This window comes from Streptomyces sp. NPDC002623 (assembly GCF_053592635.1).
The window spans coordinates 25,525-49,498 of the sequence record NZ_JBSFWB010000040.1 but is presented as its reverse complement, the minus strand read 5'-3'; the positions used below and the strand labels follow the sequence as shown (position 1 = coordinate 49,498).

General features: G+C 75.3%; 4 protein-coding genes and 2 pseudogenes. 4 read left to right on the top strand and 2 right to left on the bottom strand.

Annotated elements, in window-relative coordinates:
- Positions 1-49 precede the first annotated feature (49 nt).
- The 4 genes and pseudogenes from ACWD4O_RS41200 (at position 50) to ACWD4O_RS41185 (ending at position 10,951) form a co-directional block, all read left to right on the top strand.
- Positions 50-637: a DUF6817 domain-containing protein gene (locus ACWD4O_RS41200; RefSeq protein ID WP_451288172.1), complete on the top strand. Its 588-nt coding sequence runs from the start codon at positions 50-52 to the stop codon at positions 635-637.
- 173 nt (positions 638-810) lie between these two features.
- A pseudogene (locus ACWD4O_RS41195) lies at positions 811-9,000 on the top strand (SDR family NAD(P)-dependent oxidoreductase); the annotation flags it as partial.
- A 24-nt stretch (positions 9,001-9,024) separates the two neighbouring features.
- Entirely contained in the window at positions 9,025-9,474 is a 450-nt protein-coding gene (locus tag ACWD4O_RS41190; RefSeq protein WP_451288171.1) for a nuclear transport factor 2 family protein, read from the top strand.
- A 49-nt stretch (positions 9,475-9,523) separates the two neighbouring features.
- Entirely contained in the window at positions 9,524-10,951 is a 1,428-nt protein-coding gene (locus ACWD4O_RS41185; protein WP_451288170.1) for an NAD(P)/FAD-dependent oxidoreductase, read from the top strand.
- 63 nt (positions 10,952-11,014) lie between these two features.
- On the opposite strand, the gene ACWD4O_RS41180 is transcribed toward ACWD4O_RS41185, so the two are convergent.
- Complete coding sequence (locus ACWD4O_RS41180; RefSeq protein ID WP_451288169.1) at positions 11,015-22,288, bottom strand: type I polyketide synthase; 11,274 nt, start codon at positions 22,286-22,288, stop codon at positions 11,015-11,017.
- Positions 22,285-23,643: pseudogene (locus ACWD4O_RS41175) on the bottom strand (SDR family NAD(P)-dependent oxidoreductase); the annotation flags it as partial. The pseudogene ACWD4O_RS41175 and the gene ACWD4O_RS41180, both read right to left, overlap by 4 nt.
- Positions 23,644-23,974 lie beyond the last annotated feature (331 nt).

The window sequence follows — 23,974 nt, the reverse complement described above, 5'->3', positions numbered from 1 at the left end:
AGTCTCAGCGGCACTTCCTGTACCGATCCATCGAAGGGACACGGACACCGTGCCTGCTCTTCCTGCCAAGACCGACCGGGCTGTCGCCCTGCTGCGTGAGTTCGCCGCAGAAAGCATCGCCCACCCCGGCGGCACCCTCCTCACCCACCTCCAGCGCGTACAGGCGCGGCTGGCGACGTGGAAGGCCCGCCCGGCTCTCCAACTCGCCGGCCTGTGTCACGCGTTCTACGGCACGGACGGCTTCCCCACAGCGCTGCTGCCACTGGACCGTCGTAATGATCTTGCAGAGGTGATCGGCACCGAGGCCGAGGCCATCGTGTACCTGTACGCCTCATGCGACCGGAAGGCCACGCACCCGGCTCTCGACCAGGCCGACGCCGCCTTCCATGACAGGTTCACCGGCAGCTCCTACGTGCCAGGGCCACAGTTGCGCCGGGACTACGCCGAACTGTCGGCGGCCAACGAACTCGATATCGCTCTCGTCGATTCCGCCTTCCGCGACAAGTGGGGCCCTGAGCTGTTCGCCCTGTTCACCAGGCTTCAGGATCTGCTGAGTGCCGACGCCTGGCTGGCGTGTCGCACGGCGCTTGCTGCTCCTGCCTCCCAGCCGAAAACCCAACACGCCGGTTCTGGGTGAGCCTGCGCCTCGAAGTCCGGTCGGGCTCGGTGTGCCTGCGGTGGTCGGTAGGGGGTGTGGGCCGGCGATCAGGGGTCGGGCCCGGCAAGTGTGGGGTTGGGGTCGCGTATTCCGCTCATTAGGTTCAGCGGCAGCCCTGCCTCGGTCTGCCACTGCGACGAGCGGAGTTCGTCATGACGTCCCCTCCCGACCGGCTCGTCGACGCGCTCCGGGCGTCGCTGACGCAGAACGAACGGCTGCGCGCGCAGAACGAGGAACTGGCCGGCGCCGCCCGGGAGCCGATCGCGATCGTCGGGATGGGCTGCCGTTACCCCGGGTCCGTGTCCTCGGCCGAGGATCTGTGGCGGCTGGTCGCCGACGGCGCCGACGCCATCGGCGATCTGCCCGACGATCGGGGCTGGAAGCAGCAGGTGCTCGACCTCGCGGCCGCCGGCGACGGCATCGGGCCCGTCCCGCAGGGCGGCTTCATGGACCGGGTCGACCGGTTCGACGCCTCCGTCTTCGGCATCGCGCCCCGCGAGGCGCTGGCGATGGATCCGCAGCAGCGGCTGCTGCTGGAGACGTCCTGGGAGGTTTTCGAGCGGGTCGGGATCGTGCCGTCCTCGCTGAAGCACAGCCGGACCGGCGTCTTCATCGGCGCCACGGCCACCGGCTACGGCACCGGCGTCACGACGCTGCCCGAGGGTCTGGCCACGTACATGGCCAGCGGCACCTCCAGCAGCGTCATCTCCGGGCGGCTGTCCTACGTCTACGGGCTGGAGGGCCCGGCGGTGACGGTGGACACCGCCTGCTCCTCGTCGCTGGTCGCGCTGCATCTGGCGGTGCAGGCGCTGCGCAACGGCGAATGTTCGCTGGCCCTGGCCGGCGGGGTGACCGTGATGTCCAACGCCAGCATCTTCCACGGGTTCAGCAGCCAGGGGATGATGGCCCCGGACAACCGCTGCAAACCGTTCGCCGCCGCGGCCGACGGGACCTCCTGGGCCGAGGGCGTGGGCCTGCTGCTGGTCGAGCGGCTGTCGGACGCCCGCCGCAACGGCCGGCGCGTGCTCGCCGTGCTGCGCGGTTCGGCCGTCAACCAGGACGGCGCGTCGAACGGGCTGACCGCGCCCAACGGGCCCTCCCAGCAGCGGGTCATCCGCGCCGCCCTCGCCAACGCCGGGCTCTCCCCCGACCAGGTCGACCTGGTCGAGGCGCACGGTACCGGCACCACGCTCGGCGACCCCATCGAGGCGCAGGCCCTGCTCGCCACGTACGGGCAGCGACGCGAGCCCGGACAACCGCTGTGGCTCGGGTCGATCAAGTCCAACATCGGGCATTCCCAGGCCGCTTCGGGTGTCGCCGGTGTCATCAAGACCGTGATGGCGCTGCGCAACGGGCAGGTGCCGCGCACGCTGCACGTCGACGCCCCGTCGCCGCACATCGACTGGTCCGCCGGGGAGGTGCGCCTCGCCGTCGAGTCACGTGAGTGGCCGCGGACCGGGCGGCCGCGCCGCGCCGCGGTCTCCTCGTTCGGTCTCAGTGGCACCAACGCGCATGTGGTCCTGGAAGAGGCCGCGCCCGAGGACGCGGCCCCGGCAACCGCATCCCGCGAGCCGCGGACGGACGAGCCGGGGACGGACGAGCCGGGGACGGACGAGCCGGGGACGGACGAGCCGGGGACGGACGATCCGCTGAGCCGCGGGCCCGTGCCGTGGCTGCTGTCGGCGGCGACGCCGGAGGCGCTGCGGGCCCGCGCCCGGCAGTTGGCGCAGTGGTGTGTGCGCGAGCCGCGGGCGGACCCGGCCGCCGTGGGCGCGGCTCTGGCCACCGGGCGGACCGCCTTCGAGCACCGGGCGGTCGTGCTCGTCGACGACCTCGACAGCGCCCAGGAGCCGTTGCGTGCGCTCGAACTGGGCGCTGGGTCGCCGCAGTTGGTCGAGGGGCTGGCCGCCGTGCGCGGCAAGGTCGTCTTCGTCTTCCCCGGGCAGGGCTCCCAGTGGACCGGGATGGCGACCCGACTGCGCGACGAGTGCCCGGCGTTCGCCGCGCACCTCAGAGCCTGCGAGGAGGCCCTCGCGCCGTGGACCGGCCTGCGGCTCAGCGAGGTGCTGGACGACGAGGCGGCGCTGGCGCGGGTCGACGTCGTGCAACCCGCCCTGTGGGCGGTCCTGGTGTCCCTGGCCCGGCTGTGGCAGGACCACGGCGTTCGGCCGGCCGCCGTCCTGGGCCATTCCCAGGGGGAGATCGCCGCGGCCTGTGCGGCGGGGGCGCTCTCGCTGGCGGACGGCGCGAAGGTCGTCGCGCTGCGCAGCCGGGCCATCGCCGCGGAGCTGGCCGGGCGCGGCGGGATGGCCTCGGTGGCGCTGCCGGCCGACGCGGTCCTGGCGCGCTTCGACAAGGACGGTCTCCGGCTCTCGGTCGCCGCGCACAACGGCCCCCGCTCCACGGTCGTCTCCGGCGCGGCGGGCCCGCTGGACGCGTTCGTGCGGGCCTGTGAGGCCGACGGGGTGCGGGTGCGCCGTATCCCGGTCGACTACGCCTCGCACTCCGAGCAGGTCGAGTCGCTGCGCGAGGGGCTGGCGGCGGATCTCGCCGACATCGAGCCCCGCACCTGCGAGGTGCCGTTCTGGTCGACGGTCACCGGTGACTGGATCGACACCGCGGAGCTGGACGCCGGGTACTGGTACCGCAATCTTCGCCGGCCGGTGCTGCTGGAACAGGGGGTACGCGCCCTGCTCGCCTCCGGGCACGGCGTCTTCATCGAGACCAGCCCGCATCCGGTGCTCACTGCGGCCGTCGAGGAGTGCGCGGAGTCCGCGGAGGCGGACGCCTGTGTCGTCGGCACGCTGCGGCGGGACGACGGCTCGCTGGCTCGCATGCGCGGCTCGCTGGCCGAGGCGGCGGTGCGCGGTACCAGGATCGGCCTGGCTCCGCTGTTCGCGGCGGCCGGAGCCGGAGCCGGGATCGATGCCGCGGACGTGGGTGTGGAGCTGCCCACCTACCCGTTCCAGGGCGTCCGCTACTGGCTGTCGTCCGGCGCGGCGGTCGCCGAGCCCTCCGCGCTCGGGGTGGACGCCGCCGACCACCCGGTGCTCGGCGCCGCGGTGGAGCTGGCCGACCGTGACGCGGTCGTTCTCACCGGGGTCCTCGACCTCTCCGGCCCGGCACTGCGCCATGACGTCCGCGGGCTGCCCGTGGTGGGCGCCGCCGCGGTGGCGGAGCTGGCGGTGCGGGCCGCCGACGAGGTCGGCGCCGCCGTGGCGGGGCTGGTCCTGGAGCGGCCGCTGGTGCTGAGCTCGGCCGGCGCCGGCCGCGTCCAGGTGACCGCCGACGGGGTCGGCCGCGATCACCGCACCCTCACCGTGCATGTGCGTCACCCCGACGTGGCGGGCGGCCGATGGGTCCGGCACGCCACCGCCGCGCTCACCGCCCCGCCGCCTCCCCCGGCCCCGGGCGGCGACAGTTGGCCGCCCCCGGACGCCGTCCGGGTCCCGGTCCCTCGGGAGGACGGCACGTCCGACGCGGCCGTGATCCGCGGGATGTGGCGACGCGGCGACGAGGTGTTCGCCGACGTGGTCCTCGACGACGAGGCACGCGAGGTGCGGGGCTACCGCATCCACCCCGCGTTGCTCGACGCGGCGCTGCGGGCCTGGGGCCTCGCCCGGCCCGCGCAGGTGGACGACGGCGACGGCCGCCCCTGGCTGCCGACCTCGCTGGGTCGCGTCGTCGTCCACGCCGCCGGCGCCGACGCCGCGCGCGTCAGGCTGCGTCCGGGTGTCGACGACACGGTGGTCGTGACGCTCGCCGACGCCGCCGGGCAGCCGTTGGCCGAGCTCGGACCGGTGGCGTTCGGGCCGGTGGAGGTGGCGGACCCGCAGGCCCCGGAGGGGTTGCCGCGCGATGCGTTCTTCGCCGTCGATTGGGCGCCGGTGGACCGGTCGGCAGAGGGACCGGCGGGGCGATGGGCGCTGCTCGGCGACGACCCGGGGCATGACGCTCTGGCCGCTTCGCTGCGCGAGGCCGGCGCCGAGGTCGCCGTTCACCGTGATCTGTCCGCGCTGATCGCGGCCGTCGCCGCGGGCGCCGGCGCGCCGGACGTCGTGGTCGTTCCGGCCGCCGCCGCGGGCCCCGGACCCGAGGCCGCCGCGGTCGCGGCTCTGGACCTCCTTCAGGCGTTTCTGGCGGCGGAGCGGCTCGGGGACGGTCGGCTGGTGCTGCTGACCCGTGACGCGGTCGCCGTGGGCGACGGTGCGGCGCCCGATCTGGAGGCCGCGCCGCTGTGGGGGCTCGTGGGTTCGGCCGACGCCGAACACCCCGGGCGGGTCCTGCTGTTGGACGCCGACGCGCCGGTCTCGGCCGACGCCCTTCGTGAGGCTCTGGCGGCGGGCGAACCCCGGCTGGCCCTGCGCGAGGGCACGGTGCGCGCGCCCCGGCTCAGCCGTGCCGCCACCGCCGCTGCCCCCGACCACACCCCGCTCGACCCGGACGGCACCGTGCTGATCACCGGCGGCACCGGCACCCTCGGCGCGCTCGTGGCCCGCCATGTGGTGCGCGGGCACGGGGTGCGCCGGGTGCTGCTGCTCAGCCGTCGGGGCCCGGACGCTCCCGGGGCACGGGAACTCGTCGAAGAACTGGGCGAGCTGGGTGCCCGGGCCACCGTCGTCGCGTGCGACGCCGCCGACCGGGACGCGCTCGCCGCCGTCCTGGCCGCGGTGCCCGCGGCGCACCCCCTGACCGCCGTCGTCCACGCTGCGGGCGCACTCGACGACGCCGTGCTGGACGCGCTGACCCCGGAGCGGATGGCGCGGGTCTTCCGCCCCAAGGTGGACGCCGCTCTCCACCTCGACGAGCTCACGCGCGAGCTGCCGCCGGCCGCGTTCGTGCTGTTCTCCTCGGCCGCCGGTGTCCTCGGCACCGCCGGTCAGGCCAACTACGCGGCCGCCAACACCTTCCTGGACGCCCTGGCCGCTCGCCGCCGCGCGGACGGCCTGCCCGCCACCTCGGTGGCCTGGGGGCTGTGGGAGGAGCCGAGCGAGCTGACCCGGGGGGTGCAGGGCGCCGGCCGGGAGCGGATGACCGGCGCCGGCTTCGGCAGCCTGTCCAGCGCGGACGGCCTGGCCGTGCTCGACGTCGCGGTGCGCACCGGCGGCGCGCTGTTCGTGGCGCTGCCGACGGACCTCGGCGCGCTCACCCGGCAGCTCGCCGGGCATCCGGCGCCGCCGCTGTTCCGCGGTCTGATCCGGACTCCCCCGCGTCGTGCCGTCGGTGCCCGCGCGGACGGCAGCCCCGAGCTGGCCGCCCGGCTGGCCGGTGAACCGCCCGCCGAACGCACCCGTATCCTGCTCGATCTCGTGCGCGAACAGGCCGCGGCCGTGCTCGGCCACCCCGGCGGCGACGCGGTCGCGCCCCGGCGGCTCTTCCGCGACCTGGGCTTCGACTCGCTCAGTTCGGTCGATCTGCGCAACCGGCTCGCCGCCGCCACCGGGCTGCGGCTGCCGGTCGGCCTGGTCTACGACCACGCCACCCCCGACGCCCTCGCCCGGCATCTGCGCGCCCGGCTCACCGGGGACGAGGAGGAGGCCGTCGCCCCGGTCGTCGCACCCTCTGCCGGGTCCGACGAGAGCGATCCCGTGGTCGTCGTCGGGATGAGCTGTCGGCTGCCCGGTGGCATCGAATCGCCGGACGAGCTTTGGGAGTTGCTGGTGTCCGGCGGCGACGCGATCGGGCCCGTCCCGGACGACCGGGGCTGGGACCTGGAGCGGTTCGCCACCTGGAACGGCGCCCTGCGCGGCGTCGGCCTGCTGTCCGAGGGCGGTTTCATCGCCGGCGCCTCGGGGTTCGACCCGGCGTTCTTCGACATGAGCCCGGAGGAAGCGCTGGTGATCGACCCCCAGCAGCGGCTGTTGCTGGAGCTGGCCTGGGAGGCGTGGGAGCGCACGGGTGAGGATCCGCGCCGGCTGCGCGGGTCGCGTACGGGTGTCTACCTGGGCACCTTCTTCCAGAACTATGTCTCCGACCTGCGGCAGGTGCCCGAGGCGAGTCTGCCCTACGTGTCCTCCGGCAGCGGCTCCCCCTTCGCCTGCGCCCGGGTGGCCTACACCTTCGGTCTGGAGGGGCCGACCCTCACCGTCGACACCGGCTGTTCGTCCTCCGGCGTCGCGCTCCATCTGGCCCGCGAGGCGCTGCTGCGCGGGGAATGCTCCACCGCGCTGGTCGGCGGTGTGACGGTGATGGCGTTCCCGGCCGCCTTCGACAACCTCGGCGGCATCGCCCCGGACGGTCGTTGCAAGTCCTTCTCGGCCGCCGCCGACGGCACCGGGTGGGGCGAGGGCGCCGGGATGCTGGTCGTCGAACGCCTCTCCGAAGCCCGCCGGCGCGGTCACGAGGTGCTCGCGGTGATCCGCGGGTCGGCGCTGAACCACAACGGCGCGAGCAACGGGCTGACCGCGCCGCACGGCCCGTCGCAGAGCCAGGTGATGCGGCTCGCGCTCGCCGACGCCGGCCTGGGTCCGGCGGACGTCGACGTCGTCGAGGGGCACGGCACCGGCACCCCGCTCGGGGACGCCGTGGAGGCCGAGGCCGTCATCGACGCCTACGGCCGGCACCGGAGCGCCGATCATCCGCTGTGGCTGGGCAGCGTCAAGGCCAACATCGGCCACCCCCATGCCGCTTCGGGGGTCGTCGGCGTCATCAAGACGATCCTGTCCCTGCGGCACGGCACCGTGCCGCAGGCGCTGCACGCCGCCGAGCCGCTGGCCGAGGTCGACTGGGAGGGCGGCGGCGTCGCACTGGCCCGGCAGTCCGTGGCCTGGCCCGAGACCGGGCGACCGCGGCGCGCCGGGGTGTCGTCGTTCGGCGGCAACGGCACCAAAGTGCACCTCATTCTCGAACAGGCGCCCGACGAGCCGCCGGTGGGAGTCTCACCTGACGAGCCGCCCGTGGAGGTCTCCCCCGACGCCGCCGGGTCGGCTCCGCCGCTCTGTCTGCTGTCGGCCCGCACCGGGCCCGCCCTGGCCGCGCAGGCGCGACGCCTGCACGCGCGGCTGTCCGCCGACGACACCGTCACCCCGGCCGAGGTCGCCTGGTCGCTGGCCACCACCCGCACCCCGTTCGAGGAGCGCGCCGTCATCCTGGCGCGGGACCGGGCGGAGCTCCTCGACGCGCTGGCCGCGCTGGCCGCGCTGGCCGCCGACGCCCGCCATCCCGGCCTGGTCACCGGCCAGTCCGCCGACGAGGACGCGCGTCTGGCGCTGCTGCTCCCCGGCGTCGAGGAGCGGCTGCCCGCCGCCGAGGCCGAGTTGTACGCCGCCTTCCCCGCCTACGCCCGCGCCTGGGACGAGGCCGCCCACGCCCTCGCCCCCCACCTGGACGGGCCACTGCCGGTGCCGGGCGCGCAGGGCGTCGTACCGCATGCCGACGCGGCGGCGTTCGCGGGCCTGGTCGCCGCCGGCCGGCTGCTGGAGAGCCGGGGCGTGCGCCCGGACGTCGTCGTCGGCCGCGGCATCGGGCAGGTCGCCGCCGCCCATCTCAGCGGCAGCCTGACGCTCGGTCAGGCCGTCTGCGTGGCCGCCGGCCGGACGGACGTCCTGGGCGACCGCACGGCGGTGCCCGCGCACACGGCCGCGCTGGTGGCCGGGAGCGGCGCGAAGATCGACGTCGAAGCCCTGCTCGCCGGCGTCGCGCCGGCCACCGGCCCAGCCGATGCGGCCGAGGCGGCGGGCGCCGACCTCGTCCTGGACCTCGGCGACTCCCGCGAGGACCGTCCGGACTCCGGCGCGGCCGTCACCGTCCACCTGTACGGGGAGGGCGTGCCCGGGCCCCGGGCGTTCGCGCTCGCGCTGGCCCGACTGTGCGCGGCCGGCGCGGACCTGGATCCCGCCGTGCTGTTCGGATGCGTCCGCGCCCGGCGGATCGAGCTGCCGACGTACCCGTTCCGGCGCGAGCCGTACTGGCTCGGCGCGTTCCGGCCGAGCGCCACCGACGAAGGGAACACCATGACCGACGAGCCCACCCGCAAGAAGATCATCACGGAGTACTACCGCCGGCTCAACGCGGGCGACGTCGACGGCGTGGTCGCCATGTTCGCCCCGGACGGCTACATCGAGGATCCGATGGGCCTCTCCGTCTCACGCGGCCCCGAGGCGCTGCGTCACTTCTACGACGTCACCATGAACCAGGCCGACATCAAGGACACCGTCAAGTCGATCGTCTGCGCCCAGGACGACCGGCACGCCGCAGCCTCGCTCACCGCCGACGTCGTCAACATCACGGATCCCGACCGGGGGCGGATCACCGTGGAGGCGGTGATGACGTTCCGGATCGGCGACGAAGGGCTCATCGAAGAGGTCAGGAGCTTCTGGGGCGCCACCGACGTGAGCATGTGACGACGAGAACCCCGGGAGACCGCCGTGCCCGACGAGAAGCTGTGCAAGCACCTGGTGGTGGAACACTGCCGCCGGGTCAACGCCGGCGATCTGGAGGGGCTGCTCGCCCTCTACTCGCCCCAGGTGACGTTCGAGGACCCGGTCGGCACCGGGTCGCAGACCGGGATCGAGGCGCTGCGCGCCCACGCGGGCGCGGCCATCGAGTGCCGGGCCTTCGAGGACTTCGGCGTGCCGGTCGCGGCGCAGGACGGTGCGAGCGCCGCCGTGCCGGTCGTCACCACCATGAACTACCTGCCCTGGGGGCCGAATCTGGTGCGCCTGGGGTTCATTCCCGCGCCGCCCGAGGACAACGGCCCCGGCACCCGCATCCGGTTCGACTACGTGATGGCCGTCAAGGTCTCGGCGGCCGGGCTGATCACCGAGATGCAGGGCTACTGGGGCCGCTCCGACGTGGTGTTCCTGGGCCCCGGATGACACGGGACCGCGCGGCCTCGATCGACGACTGGAAGGGTGTGGCGTACCGATGACCGACTCGAAGCGCGCCGTGGTGCTGGGCGCCGGGCTCGCGGGGATGCTGACAGCGCATGTCCTGGCGGGCCATGTGGACTCCGTCACCGTGCTGGAACGCGACACGGTTCCCGACGGGCCGTACCTGCGCAAGGGGCTGCCCCAGGCGCGGCACGCGCATCTGCTGATGTCCGGCGGTGCGCGGACGATCGACGGTCTGCTGCCCGGCACCACCGACCGCCTGCTCGCCGCGGGGGCGCACCGGATCGGTCTGCCCGCGGACGTGGTGTCGCTGACGGCCTACGGCTGGCAGCAGCGGTTCCCCGGCGCCGAGTTCATGATCACATGCAGTCGGGAGCTGCTCGACTGGACGGTGCGCGACACCGTGCTGCGCGATCCTCGGATCACCCTGCTCGACGGGGTGGACCTGCTCGGCCCGCTCTCCGCGGCCGGCCGCGTCACCGGGGTCGCCCTCCAGCCACGGGACGGCTCGGCCGGGCCGACGGAGCTGGCGGCGGACTTCGTCGTCGACTGCACGGGCCGGGGCTCGCCGGCCAAGAAGTGGCTGGCGGAGCTGGGGCTGCCGCCCGTCCGGGAGGAGACCGTCGACTCGGGACTGCGCTACTCCAGCCGCATCTTCCGGGCTCCGGCGGGGGCGGAGCGGGACTTTCCCGTGGTCAGCGTCTATCCGGACCACCGCTCGGGACGACCGGGGCAGAGCGCGGTGCTGGTGCCGATCGAGGGCGGCCGGTGGATCGTCACCGTCTCGGGGACCCGGGGCGCCGAACCGCCGGGCGGCGAGGAGGGGTTCGCCGCGTTCGCCGGAGCGGTGCGGCATCCGATCGTCGGCCGACTCATCGCCTCCGCCGAACCGGTCACCGACGTCCAGGGCTCGCGCAGCACCCACAACCGTCGGCTGCACTACGAACAGCTCACCCCCTGGCCGGAGGGGTTCGCCGTGCTCGGCGACGCGCTCGCGGCCTTCAACCCGGTGTACGGGCACGGGATGAGCTGCGCCGCCCACGGCGTGCTCGCCCTCGACGGCGAGCTGCGCCGGCTCGGCGGCCTCGCTCCGCAGCTCGCCCGGCGCGCCCAGCGGGCGGTGAGCGCGGCGATCGACGACGCGTGGATCCTGGCGACCACCCAGGACCTCGGCTATCCGGGCTGCCGCGCGGAGGTCACCGACGCCCGGCTGGCCAACCCCTCCCCCGCGGGACGGCAGTTCGCGGACCTGGTCTCGACGGCCGCGCTGTCCCAGCCCGCCGTGGCGGCGGCGACGATGGAGGTCACCACGCTGTCCGCGCCCCTGACCCGGCTCCGGGCGCCCGAGGTGCTCGCCGCCGTCCAGCGGCTCGCCACCGGCCCGACCGCCGGCCCCGCCGGCCGTCCTACCTCCGCCGAACCGCCGCTGCGCAAGGAGGAGTTGGCGTTCCTCGGGCAGTGAGGGAAGCGGAAGAGGGGGCGGTCGGCCGGAGCCGACCGCCCCCTCTTCGTGTGGCCTGGGGCGTCAGGAGTCGTGGGAGCCGTCCAGGGCCAGGCGGATGAGGTCGTCGGTGTCCATCGAGGCGATGGCCGCCGCGGGGTCGGCGTCAGGGGTGGCGTAGGCGGGTTCCCGGGTCTCGGCGGGTGCCGGGGTCTCGGCGGGTGCCGGGGCGAAGTCCTCCAGGAGGCGGCGGGCGAGGTCGGCCGGGCTGGGGTGGTCGAAGACCAGGGTGGCGGGCAGCCGCAGGCCGGTGTCCGCGGTGAGGCGGTTGCGCAGTTCCACGGCGGTGAGCGAGTCGAAGCCGAGGTCCCGGAAGGCCAGGTCGGGATCGACCGCGGCCACGGAGCCGTGCCCGAGGACCGCGGCGACGCCGGCCAGGACCAGATCGAGCAGGAGCTCCTCCTGCTCGGCCGCCGACAGTGCGGACAGCCGCCGGTCGAGCGGGACGCCCGTCGTCGTCGGGCCGGCCGAGGCGGAGCGCCGGGTCCGCCCTCGGGCGAGTCCGCGCAGGATCGGCGCGGTCAGACCGGGCTGGAGCGCGGCGCTGTCGATGCGCACGGGCGCCAGGAGGGCTTCGTCGGTGGTCCGGGCGGTGTCGAAGAGGGCCAGTCCCAGGTCGGTCGGCAGCGGGACGACGCCGCCGCGCGCCATCCGCGCCACGTCCGCCTCGGCGAGCCGGCCGGTGAGCCCGCTGGCCTCGGCCCACAGGCCCCAGGCCAGTGAGGTGGCGGTCAGGCCCCGCGCGTGGCGGTCCTGGGCGAGTGCGTCGAGGAAGGTGTTGGCGGCCGCGTAGTTGGCCTGCCCCGCGCTGCCGAGCAGTCCGGCGAGGGAGGAGAAGAGAACGAAGGCGGAGAGGTCCTGGTCGGCGGTGAGTTCATGGAGATGGACGGCGCCGTCGACCTTGGCGCGCAGCACGCGCCGCAGCCGGTCGGGCGTCATGGAGTCGACGAGGCCGTCGTCGAGGGCGCCGGTGGCGTGCACCACGCCGGTGAGGGGGTGCTCGGCCGGGATGCGCCGCAGGACGGCGGCCAGTGCCTCCCGGTCCGCCACGTCGCACGCCTGAACGGTCACCTGGGCGCCCTCGGCGGCGAGTTCCGCGACCAGTTCCTCGGCGCCCGGGGCGTCCGGGCCACGGCGACCGGTCAGCACCAGGTGACGCACGCCCTGCCGGGCGACGAGGTGGCGGGCCAGCAGCCCGCCGAGCGTGCCGGTGCCTCCGGTGATCAGGACCGTGCCGTCCGGGTCCAGCGGGCGCGGCATCCGCAGCACCAGCTTGCCCGTGTGCCTGGCCTGCGACATGAACCGGAACGCCTCCGGCGCCCGCCGCACGTCGAAGGTCCGCACCGGCGCCGTCTCCAGCGCCCCCGATCCGAACAGCGGCATCAGGACCGAGAACAGCCGAGCGATCCCGTCCGCGCCGGCCGCCGCGATCAGGTCGAACGCCTGATACGACACTCCCCCGTGGTCGGCCGCCGCCTCCTTGGCGTCCCTGACGTCCGTCTTCCCCATCTCCACGAACCGCCCGCCGGCGGCGGTCAGCCGCAGCGACGCGTCCACGAACTCCCCGGCGAGGGAGTTGAGCACCACGTCGACGCCTCGGCCGTCGGTGGCCGCGCGGAAGTGCTCCTCGAAGTCGAGCGTGCGGGAACTCGCGAGGTGTGCGTCGTCCAGACCGAGGGAGCGCAGGGTGTCCCATTTGCCCTCGCTCGCCGTGGCGAACACCTCGGCGCCCAGGTGACGCGCGATCTGCACCGCGGCCATGCCGACCCCGCCCGCACCCGCATGGATCAGCACCCGCTCGCCCGCGCGCAGCCCGCCCAGCTCCACCAGCCCGTAGTAGGCCGTGGTGAACGCCACCGGCACCGACGCGCCCCGCTCGAACGACCATCCGTCGGGCAGCTTCGTCACCATGCGCTGGTCGGCGACGGCGTGCGGGGCGAACCCGCCCTGGAACATGCCCAGGACGCGGTCGCCGACCGCGAACCCCGATACGCCGGGTCCCACTGCGGTCACCACGCCCGCGCCCTCGCCGCCCATCGTGGCGTCGGCGTCCGGGTAGACGCCCAGGGCGATCAGCACGTCCCGGAAGTTGAGCCCCGCGGCGCGGATCCCGATCAGCAGGTGCCCCTCCCCGAGTTCCTCGGCCGACGGGAGCGCCGGTGCCGGGACCAGGGCGAGATTGTCCAGGATCCCGGCCCTGACGGTGTCCAGCCACCAGGCTCCGGGCGGCGGCACGAGCGCGTCGGACTCGCCGATCCTCCCCAGCCGAGGCACCCGCAACTGCCCCTCGCGAACGGCGAGTTGCGGTTCGCCGAGAGCGAGGGACGCGCGGACCGCGGCGGGCAGCAGCGCACCGGAGCCGACGACGGCATCCCGGTCGATCAGGATGCAGCGGTCGGGCTGCTCGCTCTGCACGGCCCGGACGAGTCCGACGGTCGCGGCGCTGCCGAGGCCGGCGACGGCTTCGCCGTGCGCCGTGGCCAGCGCACCGTGCGTGAGGACGACGAGCCGCGAGTCGGCCAGCCGCGGGTCGGCGAGCCATGCCTGGAGGTCGGTGAGCGTGCGTGCGGTCGCGGTGTGCACGCGTTCGGCCAGTCCCGGGTGCTGGTCCATGGCCTCCTTCGGCGGGGCGTCGGAGGTCGTGAGCAGGGCGAAGTCCGGTACCGGAGCGCCCTCTTCGACGGCGGCGCCGAGGGCCGCGGGGTCCGGGTACACGGCGGGCGCGATCCCGGCGGCGGTGAGCCCGGCGAGGAGCTCCGTGGTGTCCGGGGCGCCGGGCTCGCCCAGGACCGCCCAGGCGGCCCCGCTGCCGCCGGTGTCGTCGGTGTCGTCGGCGGGCGGCGCGGTGACCGGCTTCCAGTCGACGGTGAACAGCGCGTCCCGGGTGGCGTCCCGGCCGCCCGCGAGCTGGTCGACGGAGACGGGGCGCAGCACGAGGGAGTCGGCGCGCAGCACCGGCATGCCTTCGCTGTCGCCCACCAGCACGGTGACCGTGTCGGCGCCGTCCGGGACGAGGCGTACGCGCAGTCGCTGGGCGCCCGAGGCGTGCAGCGAGACACCGTTCCAGGTGAACGGAAGCAGGATCCTGGCGTCCCGGCCGCCGGAGCCGGCCAGGCCGTACGCCTGGAGCGCGGCGTCCAGCAGCGCGGGGTGCAGACCGTACCGTCCCGCCTCGTCGCGCTCGCGTTCGCCGAGCGCGACCTCCGCGCAGACCTCGTCGCCGACCCGCCAGACGCGTTCCAGGCCCTGGAAGGCCGGCCCGTAGGCGTAGCCGGAGGCGACCGCCTGCTCGTAGAAGCCGGTGATGTCGAGGGGGACGGCGCCGGTGGGGGGCCAGGAGGTCAGGTCGAAGTCGGCGGGCGGGGTGGCGGGGGCGAGTACGGCACTGGCGTGCCGCTCCCAGCCGTCGGCGTCGTCGGCCCGGTCGGCGGCGGGACGGGAGTGGACGGTGAGGGCGCGGCAGCCGGTGCGGTCCGGGGGGCCGACGACGAGCTGGATGCGGACTCCGCCGCTCGGCGGGAGGATCAGGGGCGCTTCGAGGGTGAGTTCGTCGAGTCGGCCGCAGCCCGCTTCGTCGGCGGCGCGGACGGCGAGGTCCACGAAGGCGGTGCCGGGCAGCAGGACGGCGCCGGCCACGGCATGGTCGGCCAGCCACGGCTGGGTGCGTGCGGAGATCAGACCGGTGAGCACGAGGTGGCCGAGTTCGGACAGGGTGGTGCCGGCGAGCAGCAGCGGGTGGTCGACGGGGGCGAGTCCGAGTCCGGCGGCGTCGCCGGCTCCGCTGCGGCCGGTGCCGGACTCCAGCCAGAACCGCCGGTGCTGGAAGGCGTAGGTGGGCAGCGGGACGCGGCGGCCAAAGCCGGCGCCGAGGACCGCGGTCCAGTCGACCGGCAGCCCGTGGGCGTGGGCTTCGGCTAGCGAGCAGAGGAAGCGGTCGACGTCGGGTTCGTCGCGGCGCAGCAGGCCGAGCGCCACCGGGGGCCGGTCCGTGTCGTCCAGCACCTCCTCGATGCCGGCGACCAGTACGGGGTGGGCGCTGATCTCGACGAAGGCCGTGTGTCCGGCGTCGACGAGGAGGCGTACGGCGTCCTCGAAGCGCACGGTCCGGCGGAGGTTGCGGTACCAGTAGTCGGCGTCCAGGCCGGTGGTGTCCTGTACGGCGGCGGTGACGGTCGAGTAGAAGGGGATGCGGGCGGGGCGCGGCTCGATGCCGACGAGCAGGTCCGCGAGGCGGTCCTCGATCTCCTCGACATGGGCGCTGTGCGAGGCGTAGTCGACGGGGATGCGCCGGTGGCGTACGTTCTCGGCCGCGCAGCGGGCGGCGAGTTCGTCGAGTGCCTCGGTGTCGCCGGAGACGACGGTGGAGCCGGGGCCGTTGACCGCGGCGACCGACAGGCGTCCGTTCCACTGCTCCAGTCGGGTGGCTGCCCGCTCGGCGGGTTCGCCGACGGAGAGCATGCCGCCGCGTCCGGACAGGGCCTTGATGGCCTGGCTGCGCAGGGCGACGACCTGCGCGGAGTCCTCCAGGCTGAGGGCGCCCGCCACATAGGCCGCGGCGATCTCGCCCTGCGAGTGTCCGACGACGGCGGCGGGTTCGACGCCGCAGGCGCGCAGCAGTTCGGCGAGGGCGATCATCACGGCCCACAGCACCGGCTGGAGGACGTCGACCCGGGCGTACCGTGCCTGCGCCGCGGTGCCCTCGGCGCGCAGCACCTCTTCCAGGGACCAGTCGACGTACGGGGCGAGGGCCTGTTCGCAGGCGGCGATCTGCGCGGCGAACACCGGTGCGCTGTCGAGCAGTCCGACGGCCATGCCGACCCACTGCGAGCCCTGGCCGGGGAAGACCCATACGACCCGTTCGCCGTGCCGGGCCTGGCCCTCGACGACGCCGGCGGCCGGCGTGCCGGCGGCGAGGCTCTCCAGTGCGTGCAGGAGCCCCTCGCGGTCCGCGGCCAGGACCACGGCGCGGTGGCGCATCGCGGAGCGGGTGGAGTGCAGGGAGTGGGCCAGGTCGGTCAGGGAGACGTCCTGGCCGGGGTCGCTCTCCAGGTGGGCGGCGAGTCGGGCGGCCTGGGCGCGCAGCCCCTCGGGGCTCCTCGCGGAGACGGGGAAGGGGATCGCGCCGAGGTCGCTCAGGGCCGGCGCACCGGGCGCGGGATCCGGCGGCGCGGTGGCCGGGGCGGTGTCGTCGGGGGGCTCCTCCATGATCAGGTGGGCGTTGGTTCCGCTGATGCCGAAGGAGGAGACGCCGACACGGCGCGGCTGCGGTCCGGCGGGCCAGCTCCGGGCCTCGGTCAGCAGTTGGACGGCGCCCGCGGACCAGTCCACGTGCGGGGTGGGCTCGTCCACGTGGAGGGTCTTGGGCAGGACTCCGTGGCGCATCGCCATGACCATCTTGATGATCCCGGCGGCGGCCGCGGCCGTCATGGTGTGGCCGATGTTGGACTTCACCGAGCCGAGCCACAGCGGCCGCTCGGGGTCGCGGTCCCTGCCGTAGGTCGCGATGAGCGCCTGGGCCTCGATGGGGTCGCCGAGGCTGGTGCCGGTGCCGTGCGCCTCGACGGCGTCGATCTCGTCGGCGGCGAGGCCCGCGTCGGCGAGGGCGGCGCGGATCACCCGTTGCTGGGAGGGGCCGTTGGGGGCGGTCAGGCCGTTGCTGGCGCCGTCCTGGTTGACGGCGCTGCCGCGGACGACGGCGAGCACGGGGTGTCCGTGGCGGCGGGCGTCGTCGAGTCGTTCCACCAGCAGCAGTCCGACGCCTTCGGACCAGCCCATGCCGTCGGCCGACGCGGCGAACGCCTTGCAGCGGCCGTCGCCGGCGAGGGTGCGCTGTCGGCTGAACTCCACGAAGCCGCCGGGGGTGGAGGTCACCGACACCCCGCCGGCCAGGGCGAGGGAGCATTCGCCGCGGCGCAGGGCCTGGGCGGCCAGGTGCAGGGCCACCAGGGAGGAGGAGCAGCCGGTGTCCACGGTCATGGCCGGGCCTTCGAGGCCGAACTGGTAGGACAGCCGCCCGGAGATGACGCTGCCGGCGGTGCCGGTGAGCACATAGCCCTCGACGCCGTCGGGCATCCGGGCCACGTCGGTGCCGTAGCCGGTCGGGGTGCCGCCGACGAAGACGCCGGTGGCGCTGGCGCGCAGGGACTCCGGGTCGATGCCCGCCCGTTCGAACAGCTCCCAGGTCGTCTCCAGCAGCAGGCGTTGCTGCGGGTCCATGGCGAGCGCCTCGCGGGGGCTGACGCCGAAGAATTCGGCGTCGAAGTCGCCGGCCGCGTCCAGGAATCCGGCTTCGTCGGTGTAGAAGGTGCCGGGGCGGTCGGGGTCGGGGTCGTAGAGCCCTTCGACGTCCCAGCCGCGGTCGGCGGGGAAGCCGCCGACCGCGTCCGTGCCGGCGGCTATCAGGTCCCAGAGCTCCTCCGGGCCGGTGACGCCGCCGGGGTAGCGGCAGGCCATCGCGACGATCGCGATCGGTTCGTCGGCCCGTGCGGTCGTCGGCTCGACGGGCCCGGCGACCGGCTCCGCCGCCCCGTCGAGCGTGGCCAGGATGTGCTTGGCGAGCAGCTGGGAGGTCGGGTAGTCGAAGAGGAGTGTGGTCGGCAGGGCGAGGCCCGTCTCGTCCTTGAGCCGGTTGCGCAGGTCCACGGTGGTGAGGGAGTCGAAGCCGAGGTCGCGGAAGGGGCGGTCGACGGGGACGGCCATCGGGGCGGAGTGCCCGAGGACCTGGGCGACCTGCGCCCGCACGATGTCCAGGACGATCGCCTCGTGCTCGGCGGGGGTGGCCCGGGCGAGTCGACGGGCCAGTTCGCCGGCGGTGGGGGCGGCGCTGTCCTGCGCGGCGGCGGCGCGCAGCACACGCTGTGCGTCGGGGAGTTCGTCGAACAGCGGGCTGGGCCGCAGCGCGGTGAAGCCGGTGAGGAACCGTTCCCAGTCGATGTCGGCGGCGACGACCGTCGTCTCGTCGAGTTCCAGGGCGCGGTCCATCGCGGCGACGGCGCTGCGCGGGTCGATCATGCGCAGACCGCGGCCGGCCAGGGCCTCGCGGGCCCGTTCGTCGTCGGCCATGCCGGAGCCGGCCCAGGGGCCCCAGGCGATGGAGGTCGCCGTCAGGCCGCGGGAGCGGCGGTGCTCGGCCAGGGCGTCGAGGTAGGCGTTGGCGGAGGCGTAGACGCCTTGCCGGCCGCTGCCCCACAGGCCGGCGATCGAGGAGAAGAGCACGAACGCGTCGAGCGGGCGGTCGCCGAGCACGGCGTCCAGCACCCGCGCGCCGACGACCTTGCCGGCGGACAGCCGGTCGCTCTCGGCGAGATCGGTGTCGACGAGCGCGCCGGCCTGGCCGAGGCCGGCCGCGTGGACGACGGCCCGCAGCGGGGGGCCGTCGGCGTCTATCTCGGCGACGAGTCGCGCCACCGCCTCCTGGTCGGCCATGTCGCAGGCGGCGACGGTGACCTGCGGGCCGAGCGCGGTGAGCCGCTGGGCGAGTTCCTCGGCGCCGGGCGCGGAGAGTCCGGACCGGCTGGTCAGCACGAGCCGTTCGGCGCCCTGCTCCGCGGCCCACTGCGCGATGTGCGCGCCGAGACCGCCGGTGCCGCCGGTCACCAGGACGGTGCCGGTGGGCCGCGGGTCGCGTACGGGCTTCCGGTCGGCGGCCGGGGCGCGTACCAGGCGCCGGACGAGGACGCCGGAGTCGCGTACCGCGGTCTGGTCCTCGTCGCCCGCGCCGGCCAGTACGCCGACCGTCCGGGTCCAGGCGCGGGCGTCGGGACGTTCGGGCAGGTCGACGAGGCCGCCCCACAGCCGGGGGAACTCCAGTCCGACGACCCGGCCGAACCCCCAGATCCGGCTCTGCTCCGGGCGGGTCAGCGGGTCCCGGTCGGCGACGGAGACCGCGCCGCGGGTCAGGCACCACAGGCGGCCGCCGGGTTCGGTGTCGGCGAGGGCCTGGGTGAGCGCGATGGTCGCGGCCATGCCCCGGGAGAGCGCCGGGTGGTCCGCGCGGGCCCGCCCCGCCATGCCCAGCAGGGAGACGATGCCGGCGAGGCCGTCGTCCGGGAGTCCCGCGCGCAGTTCGGCGATCCGCTCGGCCAGCGCCGCGCGGTCGACGTCGGCCGTGGCGACCGGCAGCCGTACCACCCGCGCGCCGTGTGCGGCCAGCGCGTCGACGCAGGACGTGTCGAGGTCGGGCGGGTCGAGGTCGGCGCCGTCCGCGTCCTCGGGCGACACGACGAGCCAGGTGCCGGTGAGCGTCGGCTCGGGGGGTGCGGTGAGCGGCCGCCAGGCGACGCGGTAGCGGCACGCGTCGACGGTCGCGCCGAGTCGGCGGCTGTCGCGCCAGGCGGCCAGTGAGCCGAGCGCCGGCGCCAGCGCGGCGCGTCCCGAGGGGCCGGGCAGGTCGAGGAGGGAGGTGAGGGCGTCGAGGTCCTGGTCCTCGACGGCCGCCCAGAAGCGCGCCTCGTCGGGCCGCGCGCTCTCGGTGGCCTCGGCGGGAGCGGCCTGCGCGCCGGGCGCGTTCTCCAGCCAGAACCGTTCCCGCTGGAAGGCGTAGGTGGGCAGGTCGGCACGGGTCGCGCCCCGGTGGGCGAGCAGCGGACGCCAGTCCACGTCGAGACCGCTGGTGAACGCCTGGGCGAGCGCGGTACGCAGTCCTGCGCCGCCGCCGTCGTCGTCGGGGCGCAGGGTGGCGAGGGTGACCGCGGCGGCCTGTACGGAGTCGATCGTGTCGCGCAGGGCGGTGCTGAGCACGGGGTCGGGCCAGGCCTCTATGAAGGCGTCGTGGCCCTGACGCAGCAACAGGCGGACCGTTTCCTCGAAGCGGACGGTCCGGCGGAGGTTGGCGTACCAGTGCTCCGCGTCGAGCGCGTCGGTCTCCACCCGGCCGGCGGTGACCGAGGAGTAGAAAGGCACGGTGGGAGCGGTCGGCCGGATCTCGGCCAGCTGGGTCAGCAGCCGCTCGCGCAGCGGCTCGATCCGCGCGGAGTGCGCCGCGTGGCGGGCCTGGAGTCTCCGGGCGGGCACGTCGGCTGCCGCGCAGTCGGCGAGAAGCCCGTCCAGAGCGGTCTGGTCGCCGGAGACGAGGACGGACGCCGGGCCGTTGACCTCGGCGACGGACACGCGGCCGGCGTAGGCGGCGATGAGCTCGGCCACCTGCTCCACCGGGGCGTCGACCGACGCCGTGCCGGCGTCTGCGGGCAGCTCCGAGACGGCCTTGCCGCACAGGGCGACGATCTTCGCGCCGTCCTCCAGCGACAGTGCGCCCGCGACGCACGCGGCCGCGATCTCGCCCTGGGAGTGGCCGACCACGGCGGTAGGCCGTATGCCGAGGGAGTCCCAGAGCGCGGCGAGCGAGACCGTCACCGCCCACAGGACCGGCTGCGCGACGTCGGGCCGGTCCGGCCACCGGTCGGGCCCCGAGCGCAGGACTTCGGTCAACGACCAGTCGACGTACGGCGCGAGCGCCGCCTCGCAGGCGGCGATCCGCTCGGCGAAGACGGGGGCGGAGTCCAGCAGATCGACGGTCTCTCTCAGCCGGGGCGAACCCTGGCCGGGGAAGACGAACACGGGGCGGGTGACCTGGCGCGCCGGGCCCCGGACGACATCCGGTGCGGGCTCCCCCGCGGCCAGGGACTCGAGGCCCGCGACCAGCTCGGCGCGGTCGGCGGCCAGGACCACCGCGCGGTCGTCGAGGGCGGAGCGGTGCACGGCGAGGGTGAGCGCGATGTCCGGGAGCGGGGTGTCCGGGTCGAGGCGCGCGAAGCGGGCCAGCCGGGCGGCGTGGGCCCGTAGCCCGTCCTCGCCTCGGGCGGAGACGGCGAAGGGCAGGGCGCCCGACGGCATTGCTGTGGCGTGGCTGCCGTCCCGGTCCACGGGGGCTGCGGGCTCCTCCAGGATCACGTGGGCGTTCGTGCCGCTGGCTCCGAACGCCGAGACGCCGGCCCGGCGGGGTTCGCCGTTCGCCGCGCGAGGCCAGTCGACGGTGTCGGTGAGCAGTTCGACCGTGCCGGACGACCAGTCCACGCGTGGTGTCGGCTCGTCCACGTGGAGCGTCTTGGGCAGGGCCCCGTGGCGCATCGCCATGACGGTCTTGATGACGCCGGCCACTCCGGCGGCGGCCTGGGTGTGTCCGAGGTTGGACTTGACCGCGCCGAGCCGCAGCGGCCGGTCGGGCGAGCGGCCGGGCCCGTAGGCGGCGATGAGGGCCTGCGCCTCGATGGGGTCGCCGAGGCGGGTGCCGGTGCCGTGCGCCTCCACGGCGTCGATGTCCGCCGGGGCCAGGCCCGCGTTGGCGAGGGCCTGCTCGATCACCCGTTGCTGGGAGGGGCCGTTGGGCGCGGTCAGGCCGTTGCTCGCGCCGTCCTGGTTGACCGCGGTGCCGCGGACGACGGCGAGGACGGGGTGGCCGTGGCGGCGGGCGTCGGAGAGCCGCTCGACCAGGAGCATCCCGGCGCCCTCGGCCCAGCCCGTGCCGTCGGCGGAGGCGGCGAAGGGCTTGCAGCGGCCGTCGGTGGACAGACCGCGCTGCCGGCTGAACTCGATGAACGCGGCCGGGGTCGCCATCACGGTCACCCCGCCGGCCAGGGCCAGGGTGCACTCGCCCTGGCGCAGCGCCTGGACCGCGAGGTGCAGGGCGACCAGCGACGACGAGCACGCGGTGTCCACGGTCACCGCGGGTCCTTCGAGTCCGAGGACGTAGGAGACCCGGCCCGACATCACGCTGCCCACGCTGCCGGTGAGCGCGTACCCCTCGACGCCGTCGGGCATCCGCTCCACGCCGGCTCCGTAGCCGGTGGGCGTGCCGCCGACGAAGACGCCGGTGGGGCTGCCCTTGAGCGCGCGCCCGTCGACGCCGGCGCGTTCGAAGGCCTCCCAGGCGGTCTCGAGGAGCAGCCGCTGCTGCGGGTCCATGGCCAGCGCCTCGCGCGGGCTGATCCCGAAGAAGCCGGGGTCGAACTCGCCGGCGCCGTCCAGGAAGCCGCCCTCGCGCACATAGCTGGTGCCCAGGTGGTCGGGGTCGGGGTGGTAGAGGTCGTCCAGCGGCCAGCCGCGGTCGACGGGGAAGCCGCCGACCGCGTCCGCGCCGTCGGCGACCAGTCGCCACAGGTCCTCGGGCGAGCGGACGCCGCCGGGGTAACGGCAGGACATGCCGATGACGGCGATCGGCTCGGGCCGCTCCAGCTCCGCGATCCGGGCGCGGGCCCGCTGCAACTCGACCGTGGCGCGCTTCAGGTAGTCCCGCAGCTTGTTGTCGCCGCCGCTGTGGCCACCGCTGGTGTGGTCGCCGTTGGTGTGGTCGCCGCCGCTCATGAGGGGTCACCTTTCGGGGCCTGCCCGGGGGCTTCGAGATGGTGGTCGAGAAGTGCGAACAGTTCGTCGTCGGAGGCGCTCTGCACGCCGGTTGCGTCCGGCGGCGCGGTGTCCTCCCGGTCGAGGGCGGAGAGCCGTTCCAGGAAGCGCCGCATGCGCAGGGTGACCCGGGCGCGCAGTTGCGGGTCCTCGTCGGCCACCCGGCCGAACGCCGCTTCCAGGCCGTCGAGTTCGGCGAGGACGGGGGCGAGCACGGAGACGTCGCCGTCGGTGAGGTCGGCCCGTAGCCGGGCGGCCAGTTCGACGGGGGTCGGGCAGTCGAACACCACGGTGCTCGGCAGGTCGACGCCGGCGACGCGGCTGAGCCGGTCCCGGAGTTCGACGGCTGTGAGGGAGTCGAACCCGAGGTCGCTGAAGGCCTGGTGGTCCTGCACCTGCCCGGCCGAGTCATGGCCGAGGACGGCGGCGACCTCGCCGCGCACCAGGTCCAGCAGCAGCGTGTCGCGTTCCGCGGGTCCCACGGCGGCCAGCCGGGCGGCCAGCGCGGGGCCCGCCCGGCCCGGGCCGGCGGCCGAGGCGTCTCGGGCTTCCCGGGCCTCCCGCGCGGCGAGGGCGGCCCCGACCTCGGGCAGGCCGGCGAGCAGGGGGCTCGGCCGCAGGGAGGTGAAGCGGGGGGCGAAGGCGTTCCAGTCCACGTCGGCGACGATCAGCTCGGTGTCGCCCAGGCCCACCGCGCGCGCCATGGCGTCCACGGCAGCTTCTGGGGCCATCGAGCGCAGACCGCGCCGGGCGAGCTGGTCCGCGCCGTCCTGTTCGGCCATGCCGCCGCCCGCCCAGGGTCCCCAGGCGATCGACGTGGCGGTCAGTCCGCGGGCCCGCCGGTCCTGGGCCAGCGCGTCGAGGTGGGCGTTGGCGGCGCCGTAGACGCCCTGGGCGCCGCTGCCCCAGGCGCCGGCCACGGAGGAGAACAGGACGAACGCGTCCAGCGGCCGCTCGCCCAGCACGGCGTCGAGGTGGCTCGCGCCCGCGGCCTTTCCGCCGGTGATCGCGGCGGCCTCGGCCGGGCCGGTGTCCGTGATCGCGGCGGTCTGGGTGACTCCGGCGGCGTGCACCACCGCGCGCAGCGGCGGTCCGTCGGCGTCGATCCGCTCGACGAGGGCTTCCACGGCGGTCCGGTCGGCCAGGTCGCAGCTCTCGACGAGCACCTCGGCGCCCGCGGCGGTCAGTTCGGCCGCGAGGTCCTCGGCTCCCGGGGTCTGCGCGCCCCGCCGACCGGCCAGGACGACGCGTTGCGCGCCCGCCGTGGCGGCCCAACGGGCCATGTGCGCGCCCAGGCCGCCGGTGCCGCCGGTGATGAGGACCGTTCCGGCGGGCTGCCACAGCCGGTCGTCGGCGCCGGCCGCCGCACGGGTCAGACGCCGTACGCGGACGCCGTCGGGACGGATCGCGACCTGGTCCTCGACGCCGTGGGCGATGACGTCGGCGAGGCGGGACGCCACGGACTCGTCCGGCAGGGGCGGTTCGACGCCGTCGGGGGTCGTGATGTCGACCAGGCCGCCCCAGACGCCGGGGAGTTCGAGTGCGGCGCTGCGGCCGAGCCCCCAGATCTGGGCCTGTTCGGCGTGCCTGACCGGATCGTCGTCGCCGCTGGACACGGCGCCGGAGGTCACGCACCACAGCCTGCCG

What these genes read in the sequence shown, in the direction of transcription:
- ACWD4O_RS41180 (WP_451288169.1), bottom strand. Translation starts at nt 22,288, where the DNA reads ATGAGCGGCGGCGACCACACCAACGGCGACCACACCAGCGGTGGCCAC.
- ACWD4O_RS41185 (WP_451288170.1), top strand. Translation starts at nt 9,524, where the DNA reads ATGACCGACTCGAAGCGCGCCGTGGTGCTGGGCGCCGGGCTCGCGGGG.